10 protein-coding genes are annotated in these 15,352 nt (G+C 61.3%); 7 read left to right on the plus strand and 3 right to left on the minus strand.

What is annotated here, in order from left to right; all coding sequences use genetic code 11:
* The first annotated feature begins 2 nt into the window (after positions 1–2).
* From J5M57_RS08730 to J5M57_RS08755, 6 genes are all read left to right on the plus strand, one after another.
* The gene (locus J5M57_RS08730) at positions 3–1,541 is read left to right on the plus strand and encodes a cryptochrome/photolyase family protein (RefSeq protein WP_207850014.1); all 1,539 of its coding nucleotides are present in this window, start codon (positions 3–5) and stop codon (positions 1,539–1,541) included.
* Between the two features lie 172 nt (positions 1,542–1,713).
* Complete coding sequence (locus J5M57_RS08735; RefSeq protein ID WP_207850013.1) at positions 1,714–4,674, plus strand: PAS domain-containing protein; 2,961 nt, start codon at positions 1,714–1,716, stop codon at positions 4,672–4,674.
* A gap of 58 nt (positions 4,675–4,732) precedes the next feature.
* The gene (locus tag J5M57_RS08740) at positions 4,733–5,194 is read left to right on the plus strand and encodes a TspO/MBR family protein (protein ID WP_207850048.1); all 462 of its coding nucleotides are present in this window, start codon (positions 4,733–4,735) and stop codon (positions 5,192–5,194) included.
* Between the two features lie 188 nt (positions 5,195–5,382).
* The gene (locus tag J5M57_RS08745) at positions 5,383–7,788 is read left to right on the plus strand and encodes a glucose/quinate/shikimate family membrane-bound PQQ-dependent dehydrogenase (RefSeq protein WP_207850012.1); all 2,406 of its coding nucleotides are present in this window, start codon (positions 5,383–5,385) and stop codon (positions 7,786–7,788) included.
* A 104-nt stretch (positions 7,789–7,892) separates the two neighbouring features.
* Positions 7,893–9,182, plus strand: coding sequence for a carbohydrate porin (locus tag J5M57_RS08750; protein WP_207850011.1), 1,290 nt, complete (start codon positions 7,893–7,895; stop codon positions 9,180–9,182).
* A 272-nt stretch (positions 9,183–9,454) separates the two neighbouring features.
* Entirely contained in the window at positions 9,455–10,357 is a 903-nt protein-coding gene (locus J5M57_RS08755; RefSeq protein WP_207850010.1) for a bestrophin family ion channel, read from the plus strand.
* Positions 10,358–10,408: 51 nt separating this feature from the next.
* On the opposite strand, the gene J5M57_RS08760 is transcribed toward J5M57_RS08755, so the two are convergent.
* Complete coding sequence (locus tag J5M57_RS08760) at positions 10,409–10,651, minus strand: hypothetical protein (protein WP_007967139.1); 243 nt, start codon at positions 10,649–10,651, stop codon at positions 10,409–10,411.
* Between the two features lie 350 nt (positions 10,652–11,001).
* Between J5M57_RS08760 and J5M57_RS08765 the strand changes: the two genes are divergently transcribed.
* Positions 11,002–12,759: a sensor domain-containing diguanylate cyclase gene (locus J5M57_RS08765; RefSeq protein ID WP_207850009.1), complete on the plus strand. Its 1,758-nt coding sequence runs from the start codon at positions 11,002–11,004 to the stop codon at positions 12,757–12,759.
* Positions 12,760–12,814: 55 nt separating this feature from the next.
* Here J5M57_RS08765 and J5M57_RS08770 read toward each other — a convergent pair whose 3' ends face one another.
* Both J5M57_RS08770 and J5M57_RS08775 read right to left on the minus strand, forming a co-directional pair.
* Positions 12,815–13,279, minus strand: coding sequence for a DUF3429 domain-containing protein (locus J5M57_RS08770; protein WP_207850008.1), 465 nt, complete (start codon positions 13,277–13,279; stop codon positions 12,815–12,817).
* 189 nt (positions 13,280–13,468) lie between these two features.
* Positions 13,469–15,328: an ABC transporter ATP-binding protein gene (locus tag J5M57_RS08775; protein ID WP_169841716.1), complete on the minus strand. Its 1,860-nt coding sequence runs from the start codon at positions 15,326–15,328 to the stop codon at positions 13,469–13,471.
* Positions 15,329–15,352 lie beyond the last annotated feature (24 nt).

Genomic DNA, 15,352 nt, shown 5'->3' on the forward strand with positions numbered 1-15,352 from the left:
GAATGAACGTAACCCGCCGGTTGTGCCTGGTGCTGGGCGACCAGTTGTCCTTTGACCTGGCTTCATTACAGACCCTCGATGTCGAGCACGACACGGTGTTGCTGGTCGAAGTGATGGAAGAGGCCAGCCATGTGCCCCACCATCCGCAAAAGATCGCGCTGATCTTCAGTGCCATGCGCCATTTCGCCCAGGCACTGCGAGACCAGGGCGTTCGTGTTGAATACGTCACCCTGGATGACCCGCACAACAGCGGTTCGGTGCCGGGTGAGTTACAGCGCTGGAAAACCCTGCTGCAAGCCCGGGAAGTGCACGTCACCGAATGCGGGGACTGGCGGCTGGAGCAGTCAATGAAGGACTGCGGCTTGCCGATCCATTGGCACACCGATACGCGATTTCTGTGCAGTCGTGCTGAATTCGTCGCCTGGGCAGAAGGCAAAAAACAGCTGCGCATGGAGTTCTTCTACCGCGAGATGCGCCGCAAGAGCCGCTTGCTGCTCAATGGCGACGGCTCGCCGGTGGGCGGCGCGTGGAATTTCGATGCCGAGAATCGCAAGGCGCTGCCCAAAGGCGTGAAAGCCCCCTACCCGGCCCGCTTCAGCAATGACGCTATCACCCTCGAGGTGCTGGCACTGGTCAAGGCGCGCTTCAGTGATCATTACGGCGCACTCGACGACTTCAACTACCCGGTCACCCACGCCGATGCGCAGGCGTTGTGGGCATACTTTCTGGATTATGGCCTGGCAGGTTTTGGCGATTACCAGGATGCGATGGCCAGTGATGAGCCGTTTCTGTTTCATGCGCGCATCAGCGCCGCGCTCAACATCGGCCTGCTGGATTTGCGCCAGTTGTGCAGCGACGTGGAGTCGGCATATTGGTCCGGAAGCGTCGCGCTGAATGCCGCCGAAGGCTTCATCCGGCAACTGATTGGCTGGCGTGAATACGTGCGCGGCGTGTACTGGCTGAAAATGCCGGATTACGCACTGGGCAATGCCTTCGGCAACACCCGGGCGCTGCCTGAGTTCTACTGGACCGGCGCTACGCAGATGAACTGCATGCGCCAGGCCATCGGGCAAAGTCTGCAGCACGCCTACGCGCATCACATTCAGCGGCTGATGATCACCGGCAATTTTGCCTTGCTCGCCGGCATCGCGCCGAGCCAGATCTGCGAGTGGTATCTGGCGATCTACATGGACGCCTTCGACTGGGTCGAACTGCCCAACACCCTGGGCATGGTCATGCATGCCGATGGCGGTTATCTCGGCTCCAAACCCTATTGCGCCAGTGGCCAATACATCAATCGCATGTCCGATTACTGTCGCGGCTGTGCCTACAAGGTCAGCGAAAGCACGGCGGACAATGCCTGTCCGTTCAATGCGTTGTACTGGCATTTCCTGATGCGCCACGGTGACGTGCTGCGCGGTAATCAGCGCATGGCCATGATGTACAAGAACCTCGATCGCATGCCGCAGCCGAAGCAGCAAGCGCTGTGGCAACGCGGGCAGGCGCTGTTGGCGCGCCTGGATAACGGCGAGTCGATCTGAAAACGATCATTTTCCTGCAGCGACCTTGCCTGGACGGTGAAACTTAACGACAACGTGGCCGGTCAACGGATGAATGGCGATCGAACAATCCAGCAGCGCGATCGTGACGCCCCCTGTCGGGCATGCCCGCTCTATGCAGCCAGTCCCTAAAAAATTCAACAAAGCAGGTGAGATGGACACCCTCAAACACCTTAGTCGCGACGCGCTCGAGTCCGAGGTACGGAGATTGCGCGCCGCGCTGGAAAGCACTCAGGTCGACTCGCGGAACGTCGACATTGAGCAAGACATGGCGGCACAACTGCGCGCCAGTCGAGTCGCGCTCGCCCGCAGTGAAGCGCGTCAGCGTGCGGTTTTTGAATGCGCGGTGGATTTTGCGATGGTCGTCACTGACCCCGCCGGACGCATTACCGAGTGGAACAGCGGCGCGACCAATGTGCTGGGCTGGACGGCTGAAGAAGTTCGCGGCCAGAGCGCAGCCTGCTTCTTCACGCCAGAGGACCGCGCTGCCGGCCGCGTCGAACAGGAAATGCAGCGCGCCCTCGTCGAAGGCCGGGCGCACGATGAGCGTTGGCACCTGCGCAAGGGCGGCGAGCCATTCTGGGCGTCCGGGGAGCTGATGCCGCTCTACGATGAAGACCACACTCACTTGGGATTCGTGAAAATCCTGCGCGATCGCACCCAGGAACATTTGTTCGGGCGCGCCATGATCGACACCCAGGAACGCTATCGACTGGCCGTCAAGGCGACCAGCGATGCGGTGTGGGACTGGGACCTGCAAACCAACCAGATCATCTGGAACGAGGCGCTGCAACAGGCTTACGGTTTTGCCCTGGACCACGTTGATGCCAGCGGCGACTGGCGGCTGACGCGGATTCATCCGCAGGATCAGGCGCGGGTGCAGGCATCGATTCGTGCCGCCATCGACGGCGACGGCACGACGTGGAGCGCGGAATACCGCTTCTGTCGTGAGGACGGTTCCTATGCCGAGGTGCTCGATCGCGGCCACTTGATCCGCAACGCCGCAGGCAAGGCCGAACGCATGATCGGCGCGATGCTCGACATGACCCGCTCGCGCAGTGCCGAAACCGCGCTGCGTCGCAGTGAAGAACGTTTCAGCACCATTCTGGAAACCATCGAGTCGGCGTTCGCCATCGTCAAAGTCAAATTCGATGCCGACGACAAGCCCGTCGACTATTACTTCGTCGAGGCCAACCCGGCGTTCGAACACCAGTGCGGGGTCAACCTGCGCGGTAAATGGGTGACCGAGTTCGCGCCCAATCTGGAAAGCTTCTGGTTCGAAACCTACGGCCACGTCGCCAAGACCGGCGAGCCGGCCAACTTCGAGAGTTACGCCAACACCTTTGAACGCTGGTTCGACGTGCGCGCGGTGCGAGTCGGCGATCCGGCCGACCGGCAGATCGCAATCCTGTTCAACGACGTCACCGAGCGGCGCGACGCCGAAGAACGCTTGCGCGCCAGCGAAGCAATAGCACGGGAGAACGTCGAGCGCGTGCAACTGGCCCTCGCGGCCGGTGCGATTATCGGCACCTGGCACTGGGACCTGATCACCGATCGCTTTGCCGTGGACGAAGCGTTCGCCCGGGTCTTCGATCTTGCGCCGGCGCTGGGCCGCGAAGGCCTCAGCCTCGAACAAGTGATCACCACCGTGCACCCCGACGACCGCGACGGTCTGACCCGCGCGATCAACGAAGCCATTGGCCGCGGCGGCGCTTACTCGCACCAGTACCGGGTGCGTCGGGCGGACGGCAACTATCAGTGGATCGAAGCCAACGGCCGCGTGGAATGCGCGGACGACGGTGCGCCGCTACGTTTTCCCGGCGTGCTGATCGACGTCGAAGAGCGGCGCAATGTCGAGGCCGAGCGCGACCGTGCCATCGCTGCGCTGCGGGCGCTCAACGACACCCTCGAACAACGGGTGTCATCGCGCACCGCGGAGCTGATGCAAGCCGAGGAAAAACTGCGCCAGTCACAGAAAATGGAAGCGGTCGGCCAACTGACGGGGGGCCTCGCCCATGACTTCAACAACCTGTTGGCGGGCATTTCCGGCGCGCTGGAATTGATGGGCGCGCGGATCAATCAGGGCCGCCTGGGCGAAGTCGACAAATACATGGTCACCGCCCAGGGCGCAGTCAAACGCGCCGCCGCCCTCACCCACCGCCTGCTGGCGTTCTCCAGACGGCAGACCCTCGATCCACGGCCGACCGACGTCAACCTGCTGATGACCGGCATGACCGAACTGATCCAGCGTACGGTGGGCCCGAGCATCCTTCTGGAAACGATTGGCTCGCCAGTGCTCTGGCCAACGCTGGTCGATGCGAGTCAGCTGGAAAACGCCTTGCTCAATCTGTGCATCAATGCCCGCGATGCAATGCCTGACGGCGGACGCATCACCATCGAGACGGCCAACCGCACGATGGACGCCGAAACCGCCCGCGCCATGGACATGCCCGAGGGGCAGTATCTGTGCCTGTGTGTGACCGATACCGGCACCGGCATGTCGGCGGAAATCATCGCCAAGGCCTTCGACCCGTTCTTCACCACCAAACCGCTGGGCCAGGGCACGGGGCTGGGGCTGTCGATGATCTATGGGTTCGCCAAGCAGTCCGGCGGTCAGGTGCGCGTGCATTCGCAGGTCGGCCAGGGCACCACGATGTGCATCTACCTGCCGCGTTACCTGGGCGAGCCGGTGCAAAGCCAGGATGACAAGGACACTGCACCGGCAGCGTTGCCCAAGGCCGGCGAAACCATTCTGGTGGTCGACGACGAACCGACGGTGCGCGCGTTGCTGACCGAAGTGCTCGGCGATCTCGGCTACAACGTGATCGAGGCTGCCGACAGCGTAGTCGGGCTGAAGGTGTTGCGATCGGACGCGCAGATCGACTTGCTGATCACCGACGTCGGCTTGCCGGGCGGCATGAACGGCCGCCAGTTGGCCGACGCAGGCCGGGAGATCCGCCCGAACCTGACGACCCTGTTTATTACCGGGTATGCAGAAAACGCCGTGATTGGCGCCGGTCAGCTCGGCCCCGGCATGCAGGTGCTGACCAAGCCCTTTGCGGTCGACACGTTGGTGGCGCGGGTCAGTGACCTGATGTCGGCACGCGCCGAATGAACAGCCGTTGCGACGCTACAATCAAAGCAGACTGGCTGCGGCCAAGGAGTGATAAATGGTGACCTTTGTGATTTTTCTGATCGCCTGCGGTGCGGCGGCAACCACCGGTGTGATATTCAAACCCGGCCCCTGGTACGAAGCGCTGAACAAGCCCAAATTCACCCCGCCAAACTGGGTGTTCCCCGTGGCCTGGACGGCGATCTACCTGCTGCTGGCCTGGGTCGGCTACCGCTTGACCCTGATCGCTGGCGCTGAGCAGGTGCTCGCCTTGTGGGCGGCGCAAATTGCCTTGAATACGCTGTGGACGCCGGTGTTCTTCGGCGCGCAACGGATATTCGCCGCGATGGTGATTCTTGTGCTGCTGTGGCTGGTCGTCGCCGCGATGGTGGTCCTGGCCTTGCGCCTGGATGTGATCACCGGGTTGCTGCTGTTTCCTTATCTGGCCTGGTTGTGTGTCGCTGCGGCGTTGAATTTCTCGATTCTGCGCAACAACCGGGGCGATGGCCGACAGCTGTCATAACTCGCAATTTTCCTGACAAAAAGCCTGTTTTGCAGGCATTGGAAAAATCTTGCCAGCCCGTTGAAAGCGCAAGTCCCCGCTCAGGGCGGGGATTTCGCAATGAACAACAGTTCATTACTGAATTAGTGATTTAACTAGGTAGTTACCTATCTATATAATGCACGTCTCAACTCAACGGGACATTCAACGTGAAGCAGAGTCAACGCCTCTCGGGCATATCAAAATTCATTCTGGTCGGATTGGGCGTGATCATCGCCCTCCTCGGCTTGGCACTTGCTGCTGGCGGCGTGAAATTGGTCAGCCTGGGAGGCTCCTGGTACTTCCTGGTGGGTGGACTGGTGATGGCCGTTTCCGGTCTGCTGATCGCTCGCTACAAAACCGCCGGCGCCTGGTTGTTCGCCGCGTTCCTGGTGGGCACGGCGATCTGGGCGGTGAGCGATGCCGGGCTGGTGTTCTGGCCGGTGTTCTCGCGCCTGTTCATGTTCAGCGCCGTGGGCCTGGCGGTGACGCTGGTCTACCCGCTGCTCAAGCGTGCCAACGGTGGCGTGCCCGGTCGCGGCGCCTACGGCGTTGCCGCTGTATTGGCTGTGGGGCTGGCCGTGGCTGCGGGCAACATGTTCGTGGCGCACCCGACTGTCGCCGCTACCGGCACGGGCCCGGGCCTGACCCCGGTTGAGCCAGAGAAGGCGCAGAAAGACTGGGCGCATTACGGCAACACCGAAGGTGGCAGCCGCTTCGCTGCGCTGGACCAGATCAACCGCAACAACGTCGATAAGCTGCAAGTGGCGTGGACTTACCATACCGGTGACGTCGCCGAGAGCGATGGCAACGGTGCTGAAGACCAGCTCACCCCGCTGCAGATCGGCAACAAGGTGTTCATCTGCACGCCGCACAACAACCTGATCGCGCTGGATGCCGACACCGGCAAAGAGCTGTGGAAGAACGCGATCAACGCCAAGTCGAAAGTCTGGCAGCGCTGCCGTGGCATGGCGTATTTCGATGCGACCAAAACCATCGCGCAGCCAAGCAACTCGAGCATCATCGAAGCCAAGCCTGCGCCGGCCGCCAACTGCCAGCGCCGTCTGCTGACCAACACCATTGATGCACGCCTGATCGCGGTCGATGCCGATACCGGCGAGTTCTGCCAGGGTTTCGGCAACAACGGCCAGGTTGACCTGAAGGCCGGTCTGGGTGACGTGCCGGACAGCTACTACCAGCTCTCCTCCGCTCCGCTGATGGCCGGCACCACCGTGGTGGTTGGCGGTCGCGTGGCCGACAACGTGCAGACCGACATGCCGGGCGGCGTGATCCGTGGTTTTGACGTGATCACCGGTGCCATGCGCTGGGCCTTCGATCCGGGCAACCCGCAGGATAAAAAGGCTCCGGCCGACGGCAGCACCTATGTGCGCAGCACGCCGAACAGCTGGGCGCCGATGTCCTACGACCCGGCGACCAACACCGTGTTCCTGCCGATGGGCAGTTCGTCCACCGACATCTACGGTGTCGAGCGCAGCAAACTCGATCACACCTACGGCGCCTCGATTCTCGCGCTGGACGCCACCACTGGCGATGAGCGCTGGGTGTTCCAGACCGTGCACAACGACCTGTGGGACTTCGACCTGCCGATGCAGCCGAGCCTGATCGACTTCGACAAGGACGGCAAATCCGTTCCAGCGCTGGTCATCGGCACCAAGGCCGGGCAGATCTATGTCCTGGATCGCGCCACCGGCAAGCCGCTGACCGATGTCAAAGAAGTCCCGGTCAAAGCCGCGAACATCCCGAACGAACCCTACTCGCCAACCCAGCCAAAATCGGTGGGCATGCCGCAGATCGGCGCGCAGCACCTGACTGAATCCGACATGTGGGGCGCAACCCCGTACGACCAGTTGCTGTGCCGGATCGATTTCAAATCGATGCGTTACGACGGCCTGTACACCGCACCGGGTACCGACAAATCGCTGAGCTTCCCGGGTTCGCTGGGTGGCATGAACTGGGGCAGCATCTCCACCGACCCGGTCCACGGTTTCATCTTCGTCAACGACATGCGCCTGGGTCTGTGGATTCAGATGATCCCGTCGCAGAACAAGGCTCAGGCCTCGTCCGGTGGCGAAGCGCTGAACACCGGCATGGGCGCGGTCCCGCTCAAGGGCACGCCGTATGCGGTGAATAAGAACCGCTTCCTGTCGGTCGCCGGCATTCCTTGCCAGGCCCCGCCGTTCGGCACCCTGACCGCCATTGACATGAAGACCCAGAAAGTCGCCTGGCAGGTGCCGGTCGGTACCGTTGAAGACACCGGTCCCCTGGGCATCCGCATGCACCTGCCGATCAAGATCGGTCTGCCAACCCTCGGCGGCACCCTGTCGACGCAAGGTGGCTTGATCTTCATCGCCGGCACCCAGGACTTCTACCTGCGCGCCTTCAACAGCGGCAATGGCGAAGAAGTGTGGAAAGCGCGTCTGCCTGTCGGCAGTCAGGGCGGGCCGATGACCTACGTTTCGCCGAAAACCGGCAAACAGTACGTCGTCGTCACCGCCGGTGGTGCACGCCAGTCGACCGATCGCGGCGACTACGTGATGGCCTACGCCTTGCCGTAAGCCGCGGTGCCCGTTTGAACAACGGGCACGCCCCTTTGAGCGCGGCACCTGAGGGTGCCGCGCCGCTTTCCGATATCGCTAAAGATTTGCGCAGGAAGATCTCCATGTTTCGTTTTACTCAATCCGCCTGGGTCAACGGTGTGCTGTTGGGCCTGACCTGCAGCGCCGCCCTGCCCGCCCTTGCCGACACCGACGCGAACCTGTTCACCCGCAATACCCTGACCGGCGACTGGGGTGGCCTGCGGCACAAGATGGACGAAGACGGCGTCAAGTTTACCGGCGACTACACTGGCGAAACCGCCTACAACGCTGACGGCGGCCTGCACCGTTCGGCCCGTTACTCGCAGAACATCAAGCTCGGCGTGCAATTCGACCTTAGCAAGTTGTCTGGTGTGGACAACGCCGGCAAGGTGCAACTGACCATCAATGATCGACGCGGCAACAGCGCCTCCGAAGATCTGGTCGGCAACCGTCTGCCGATTCAGGAAAACTACGGTGGCCTCTACACCCGCCTGACCGAACTCAGCTACGAGCGCAGCCTGTTCACCCCGGCGCTCAACGTGAAGCTCGGTTACATGGCCATGGGCAACGACCTCGGCGGCCTCGACAGCGGCATTCTCTGCAACTTCATGAACGCCGGTTTCTGCGGCCATCCGCTGAACATGTCCGGCGGCAGCGGCTGGACCAATTACCCCAACGCTCACTTGGGCGTGCGCGTGAAGTACGACCTGTCGCCGTCCTGGCAACTGCGCGTGGCTGCGTTCAACGTCGATCCCGAGAGCAACGGCAACTCCAGCCGCGCCTGGCATCTGGGGCCGAAACACACCACTGGCACCGTGGTGCCGATCGAGCTGGTGTACAAGCACGCGGGTGAATTGCCCGGCGAGTACAAGGTCGGCTACTACTACGACAGCTCCGACGTGAAACGCATCGGCAGCGATAAAGAAGTGTCCGGCCGTGGCGGTCATTACCTGCTGATCGATCAAGCCGTATGGCGCTCGCCGTCGTCCGAGGGCCGCAGTCTGCACGCTTTCGGCCAGTACTCGGCGGCCAGCGAAGCCGCTTCGCCGTTCAGCAAGTGGTACGGCACCGGTCTGGTGCTGTACAAACCGTTCGAGGGGCGCCCGCGTGACACCGTTGCGCTGGGCTACGGTCGCGCCGTGCCAAATCCGCGCAGCCGCGATGTACAGCAGGACGCCGCACAGGCCAACGGTACGCCGTTGCCGAATCTGGACAGTGGCGAGCAGTTGATCGAACTCGGCTACGGCTACCAGGCCACCCCGTGGCTGACGCTGCGCCCCAACATGCAATACATCATCGAGCCGGGCGCGTTTTCCGGGCAGGACATCGACAACGCGCTGGTGTTTGGCTTGCAGGTCAAAGCTTCGCTTTGAGCCGACTGGCAGGTCCGCAGACGATAAAAACCCCGGCGCCAATGCCTAATGCTGTTCACCTAAGCCCGACACTGTGACTGTGACTGTGGCGAGGGAGCTTGCTCCCGCTGGACTGCGTAGCAGTCCCTCTTTTGGGGCCGCTTCGCGACCCAGCGGGACTTATCGTTTGCAAATTGTCGTAACCAACAGTCTCACTGAACAGCGAACCTTTACCCCCAAACCATCGTCCGAGCTAAGGCGTTAACGCTTACCGCTCGCTGCGAGGTTTCCGTTTGAAAGCTGCCATCGTCAAAAAATACCGTCTGATCATCAAGACCATGGGCTATGTCGGCTGGTCGCTGTTCTGGCTGTTGCTCTGGGACATCGCCGTCACCGTCGACTTCATGTTGTTCCTCAACGCCAAGATCAACCTGCCGCTGATGCCCCTGACATTGCTCGGTTCGGCGCTTGTGGTGTTGATCAGTTTCCGCAACAGCAGCGCCTACAACCGTTGGTGGGAAGCGCGAACGCTGTGGGGCATGATGATCAACAACTCCCGCAGCTTCGCCCGCCAGGTGCTGACGCTGCTGGATGACCCCGATAGCGAAGTGAATCCGCTGAAGGCGACGCTGTTGCGCCGCCACGTGGCCTACGTCAATTGCCTCGCGGCGCATCTGCAAGGCCAGCCATGCCCGGAGGAAGTCCGCGCATTCATCCCGGCAGATGAGTTCGCCCGCAGCGGCACTACCAACAACTTTGCCAACGACATCCTCACCGGTTCCGCGTCCTTGCTGGCCCGGGAATACAAGGCCGGGCGCCTGGACAGCATTCGTCTGGCACGGCTGGAATCGACGATGGTCGAGCTGTCCAACAGTCAGGGCGGCATGGAGCGCATTGCCAACACTCCACTGCCCTACCCTTACGTGTATTTCCCGCGCCTGTTTATCTCGCTGTTCTGCCTGATCGTGCCGGTGGGGCTGGTGGAATCACTGGGTTGGTTCACCCCGCTCGCCTCGACGGTGGTGGGCTTCATGCTGCTGGCGATCGAACGCATCGGCACCGACCTGCAAAGCCCGTTTCGCCATAGCGAGCATCAGATCCAGATGGAAGCCCTGTGCGAAACCATCGAGAAAAACCTGCAGTCGATGCAACGCGATTCGTTGGGGGAAGTGCGCAGGGTTGAAGAAACGGCTTGAAGACACGCTTTGGGGGAAGCTAGGGCATAGAGCCCTAGCGAGTAGCAGCGATCACTTTTTCTTTTTCGCCGGCTTGTCTGCCTTTTTGGAATCCTTGGCCTTTTCCGGCTTGCTATCGGCTTTCTTCGCAGACTTCTTCGGTTCGGCGTCTTTCTTCTTGTCTTTCTTGTCGGAAGACTTTGAAAGCGCCGAGGCCGCCGCAGATTTCTTTTCCGGCGAAGACTTTTTGTCTTTCAAGTCCTTGCTGGCTTTCGAAGCGTCATCTTTTTTGCTTTTCTTCTCGTCTTTAGCCACGTTTGACCACCTCTCGGAATATGCCGGTATTGGCACAGCGCCTGTGCAATTGATCACAGGTTGATCATTAGGCGTACGCGTTCGGGCGGGGTTCAGATTATTTGGCGGTGTTGATCGGTTGGGGCCCAGGGCGGAAAGCGTTGATTCTTGGCCGGCAGCTGTCGGCCAATAGATGCCCGTCGCAATCGACTCGGCCCCTCATCTCCAGCAGCAGTCAGCCAGTGCGTCACTGGTGGAATCGTACGCGTGACGAAATGATGACGGCAGAAAGCTATTATTGTTAAGTTTTTCAACCCCAAGCCGATAAGCGCCAAGAGGCACAACTAGCACCCCGCAGTGGAGAAATCCGAATGTTGTCCAGCAGATCAACGTCGCCAGAGGGTTCCCGAGACGAGCGCTTCGACGGCCTGCTCCATATGGTCAGGAGGCAGTTCGGTGTTGTGGCCGTCCTGCTGACAACCGGCGCCCAGGACCTCCAGCGTTTTTGCGCTGGCGCCGGCCCAATTGCGCGCGACACACTGCCAGACCTCCACATGCCGCTTCCCTCCAATGCCAATGCCCATACATTGCTGCTTGTGCCCGATATCAGCCGCGACGAACATCTGCGCAATCACCAGCTGACAAAAACGTTTCCCGCGCTGCGCTTTCTCGCCGTCTGCCCCCTACAGGCTCCAGATGGAGGGCAGCTCGGCCTGCTCTATCTGCTTCACGACCAACCCCGCGAGCTGGATTCCGAGCAACAGAAAGGTTTGCAGGAGTTCGCTCAATTGGCGGCAGGGGCGCTTCTGCTAAAGGAGTCGGATCGAGCAGAGTTTGAGCTTCCGAGCGAAAGCGAGCGACGTAAGACGCTGGCCATCGCCACCAGCGGGACTGGTGTCTGGGACCGCAACATGCTCACAGGCAAAGTCAACTATTCCGATAGTTGGAAGGCCATGCTGGGGTACACCAACAACGAGGTCGGCGACGACGTCGCGGAGGCATACACCCGCATCCATCCCGCCGACTTCGCCTACGTGCTGGCTGTCTACCAGGAGGCCATCGACGGGCGCACCGAGATTTTCGAAGTGGAGCACCGACTACGCTGCCGGGACGGCAGTTACAAGTGGGTCTGCAGTCGCGGCAAGGTGGTGGAATATGACGGCGCCGGCAACCCCGTGCGCATGGTCGGAGCCACCACCGACGTCACTGCCATGTACGCCCTGTCGGAACAGATACAGCTGAACGCCGCGCTGCTGACCGACCTGACCAACGAAATCCCCGGCATGGTTTTCCAGAGTCTGCAGCGGTTGCATGGACAGTACAGCTTTTCCTTCGTCAGCATCGGGGCCCGCGACATTTACGGAGTGACGCCGGAGCAACTGATGCAGGATGCCGACATGCTGCACCTGATCATCCACCCGGACGATCTGCCTGCCTACCTCGGCTCCCTGGAGGCGTCTGCGAGGGATCTCAATCCCTGGAGCCTGGAATACCGGGTACTGCTGCCCGGTGGGGGTGCCGCCTGGCGTCAGGGTGCTGCCCGTCCAAGGGCATTGGCGGACGGCAGCGTGCTCTGGCACGGCATCATCACCGATGTCACCGAGCGCAAGCTAATCGAAGCCGAGCTGCATGTGCTCGCCAGCACGGATTCCCTGACGCAACTCTCCAATCGTCGCCATTTCATGCAGCACCTCGAAAGCGAGTTGGCGCGGGTACAGCGCTCTGCCAGCTATCCCGCAGTAATCCTGATGTTCGACCTTGACCACTTCAAAGCCATTAATGATAGCTGGGGCCATTCGGTAGGTGATCTCGCGCTGCAGCACTTCTCGGCCATTCTCCGCACACAGCTGCGCAGAACCGATGCCGCCGGTCGCATGGGCGGCGAAGAGTTCGCCGTGGTGTTGAGCAATGCTTGCGTCGACGAAGCCAAAATCTTCGCTCAACGAGTCCAGGATGAGCTGGCCAGTGCGCCGTTAGACCACGGAGACGAACGCCTGACACTGGCGGTCAGCGTAGGTATCGCCGCCCTCCATTCAACCGATGTCAGCGCGGAGGCCAGCCTGTCACGCAGCGACAAGGCGCTCTATTGCGCAAAGCGCGCCGGGCGCAACCGCATCGAGTGTTATTGAGCGCGCTGCGAGGCCGGACATCGCGAAGTCACAGGCGCCTTGATGTGGCGCGGCTTCACGAATAAATGACTACAGCGATTGCGCCAATAAGCAGGCAAACGCTCGCCACAGCCGTCAGGCGCAATCGCATCGGCAGGTACCAGGCGTGCAGGCTCACAGCCCGAACCAACCGCCGGTCCTGCCAGAAGTGCACGACAAACCCGACGATCAACAGCAAGCAACCCACTGCCACCGGCAATAACGTGCTGAGCCAGGCGATAAGCGCCGGGATGACGCTCCATATCAGCCGGTCGCGGCGCAGTTCGTCGCTCATGTTTTGCACTGACATGCCAAAGCCCCAGTGCAAGGCGCCGACGAAGCTCAGGATGACCGCGCCATAGTTGACCAGCGCCACCGCCCAAAACGGTCGATGTTCCAGAGACGTGAGGATGAGCAGCGCGAGGCCAATAAACGGTAACAAACCGCCGTAGCCCAGCAGGAAGATATACCTTGGCGGCGAGAGCGAGGACGACACGTTCATTTCAATTGCTTCCAGTGCCCGATATACAAGACTGTAGACCCAAAAGCTCCGACCTGATGCCAACGCCTTTCACTTGAAAAGCGTTCAGCCCTTTCCTTGATTGACCGGCCGTTTTGGCTGTTAGCAGCCAATACCGGTTTAGATTGGCCAGAGGCACGCAAGCTGCCCCTGACCATGTGCCCTTCCTACTCAGGCCTGATCCATTGCCTCGATCACGCCCTTGTCCTCGCCCAGGAATCCACCGCTCTGATGCGCCCACAGCCGCGCATAGACGCCATTCTTCTCAAGCAATTCGCTATGGGTGCCCTGTTCGATGATGCGGCCATCGTCCATGACGATCAGCCGGTCCATCGCGGCAATTGTCGACAACCGGTGGGCGATTGCGATCACGGTCTTGCCCTGCATCATTTCATCGAGGCTTTCCTGAATCGCCACTTCGACTTCCGAGTCCAGCGCACTGGTGGCTTCGTCCAGCAGCAGAATCGGCGCGTTCTTCAGCATCACGCGGGCAATCGCCACACGTTGGCGCTGGCCGCCGGACAGCTTGATGCCGCGCTCACCGACCAAGGTGTCGTAGCCGGTATGCCCCTGCCGATCGCTCAACTGGCTGATGAACTCATCGGCCTGGGCGTTGGCGGCGGCGCGGCGGATCTGCGCGTCGGTGGCATCGGGGCGGCCGTAAGCGATGTTGTCGCGAATCGAACGGTGCAGCAGGGAGGTGTCCTGGGTGACCATGCCGATCGCGCTGCGCAAGCTGTCCTGAGTCACGTGCGCAATGTTCTGGCCGTCGATACGAATCTCGCCACTGTCGACATCATAGAAGCGCAACAGCAGGTTAATCAGCGTCGATTTGCCGGCGCCGGAGCGCCCCACCAGACCGATTTTTTCGCCCGGGCGAATGTTCAGACTCAGGCCATCGAGCACCTGACGTTCGCCGCCGTAGTTGAAACTCACCTTGTCGAAGGTCACCGCGCCACCCGACGTGACCAGCACGCCGGCATCCGGCGCGTCCTGCACCTTGGTGCCCTGGGTCAGTGTCGCCATGCCATCCTGGACGGTGCCGATGCTTTCGAACAGCGAGGTCATCTGCCACATGATCCAGTTCGACATGCCATTGATCCGCAACGCCATGGCGGTGATCGCCGCCACCGCACCGGCGCCGACATCGCCTTGGTGCCACAGCCACAGGGCATAGCCCCCGGCGGACATGATCAACGCCACTACCAATGCCTGATTGACGATTTCGAACAGGCTGACCAGGCGCATCTGGCGGAACCCGGTCAGCTTGAAATCTTCCATCGCCGCCCGCGCGAAGTGCGCCTCGCGGTTGGAGTGCGAGAACAGTTTCACGGTGGTGATGTTGGTGTAAGCGTCGGCGATGCGCCCGGTCATCATCGACCGCGCATTGGCCTGTTCCTGCCCGACTTTGCCCAGGCGCGGCACGAAGTACCACATGGCCAGACCGAACAACACGACCCAGGCCAGGAACGGCAACATCAGCTTCAGCGCAAAGCCGCCGGCCAGGGCGATGATCGCAATGAAATACACGCCGATCCCCGGCAAGATCTCGATCAGGGTGAACAGCACGTCGCGCACCGCCAGCGCCGTCTGCATCACCTTGGTGGTGACGCGGCCGGAGAACTCGTCGGAGAAAAACGAAAGGCTTTGCCGCAGCATCAACCGGTGGAAATCCCAGCGCAGGCGCAGCGGCAAGTTAATCGCCAATATCTGGTGCTGAACCATGGTGCGCAACGCGACCAGCCCGACACTGAACACCATGACAATGCCCATGCCCCACAACACGCGGCTTTCTTGCACAGCCGCTTCGCCGCCAGCCTGCCACGTCGAAAGCAGGTCCACGACCTGACCGAGGAACGAAAACAGCCACGCCTCGTAAATCGACACGGCGGCGCTGAGCAGCGCCAGCGCCAGGATGTAACCGCGTGCACCCCGGGTGCAGGCCCACAGAAATTTAGCCAGGCCGTTGGGTGGCGGCGGCACCTCGTCAGGCGGGAAAGGGTCGAGTCTTCGTTCAAACACACGAAGCATGGTGTTCTCCAAAACAGTCAAGTC

Origin of the sequence: Pseudomonas sp. 86_A (assembly GCF_017491705.1) — a bacterium.
GTDB lineage: Bacteria > Pseudomonadota > Gammaproteobacteria > Pseudomonadales > Pseudomonadaceae > Aquipseudomonas > Aquipseudomonas koreensis.

Coding starts and splice junctions, on each gene's coding strand:
- J5M57_RS08730 (WP_207850014.1), top strand. CDS start 3: ATGAACGTAACCCGCCGGTTGTGCCTGGTGCTGGGCGACCAGTTGTCC.
- J5M57_RS08735 (WP_207850013.1), top strand. CDS start 1,714: ATGGACACCCTCAAACACCTTAGTCGCGACGCGCTCGAGTCCGAGGTA.
- J5M57_RS08750 (WP_207850011.1), top strand. CDS start 7,893: ATGTTTCGTTTTACTCAATCCGCCTGGGTCAACGGTGTGCTGTTGGGC.
- J5M57_RS08765 (WP_207850009.1), top strand. CDS start 11,002: ATGTTGTCCAGCAGATCAACGTCGCCAGAGGGTTCCCGAGACGAGCGC.
- J5M57_RS08770 (WP_207850008.1), bottom strand. CDS start 13,279: ATGAACGTGTCGTCCTCGCTCTCGCCGCCAAGGTATATCTTCCTGCTG.
- J5M57_RS08775 (WP_169841716.1), bottom strand. CDS start 15,328: ATGCTTCGTGTGTTTGAACGAAGACTCGACCCTTTCCCGCCTGACGAG.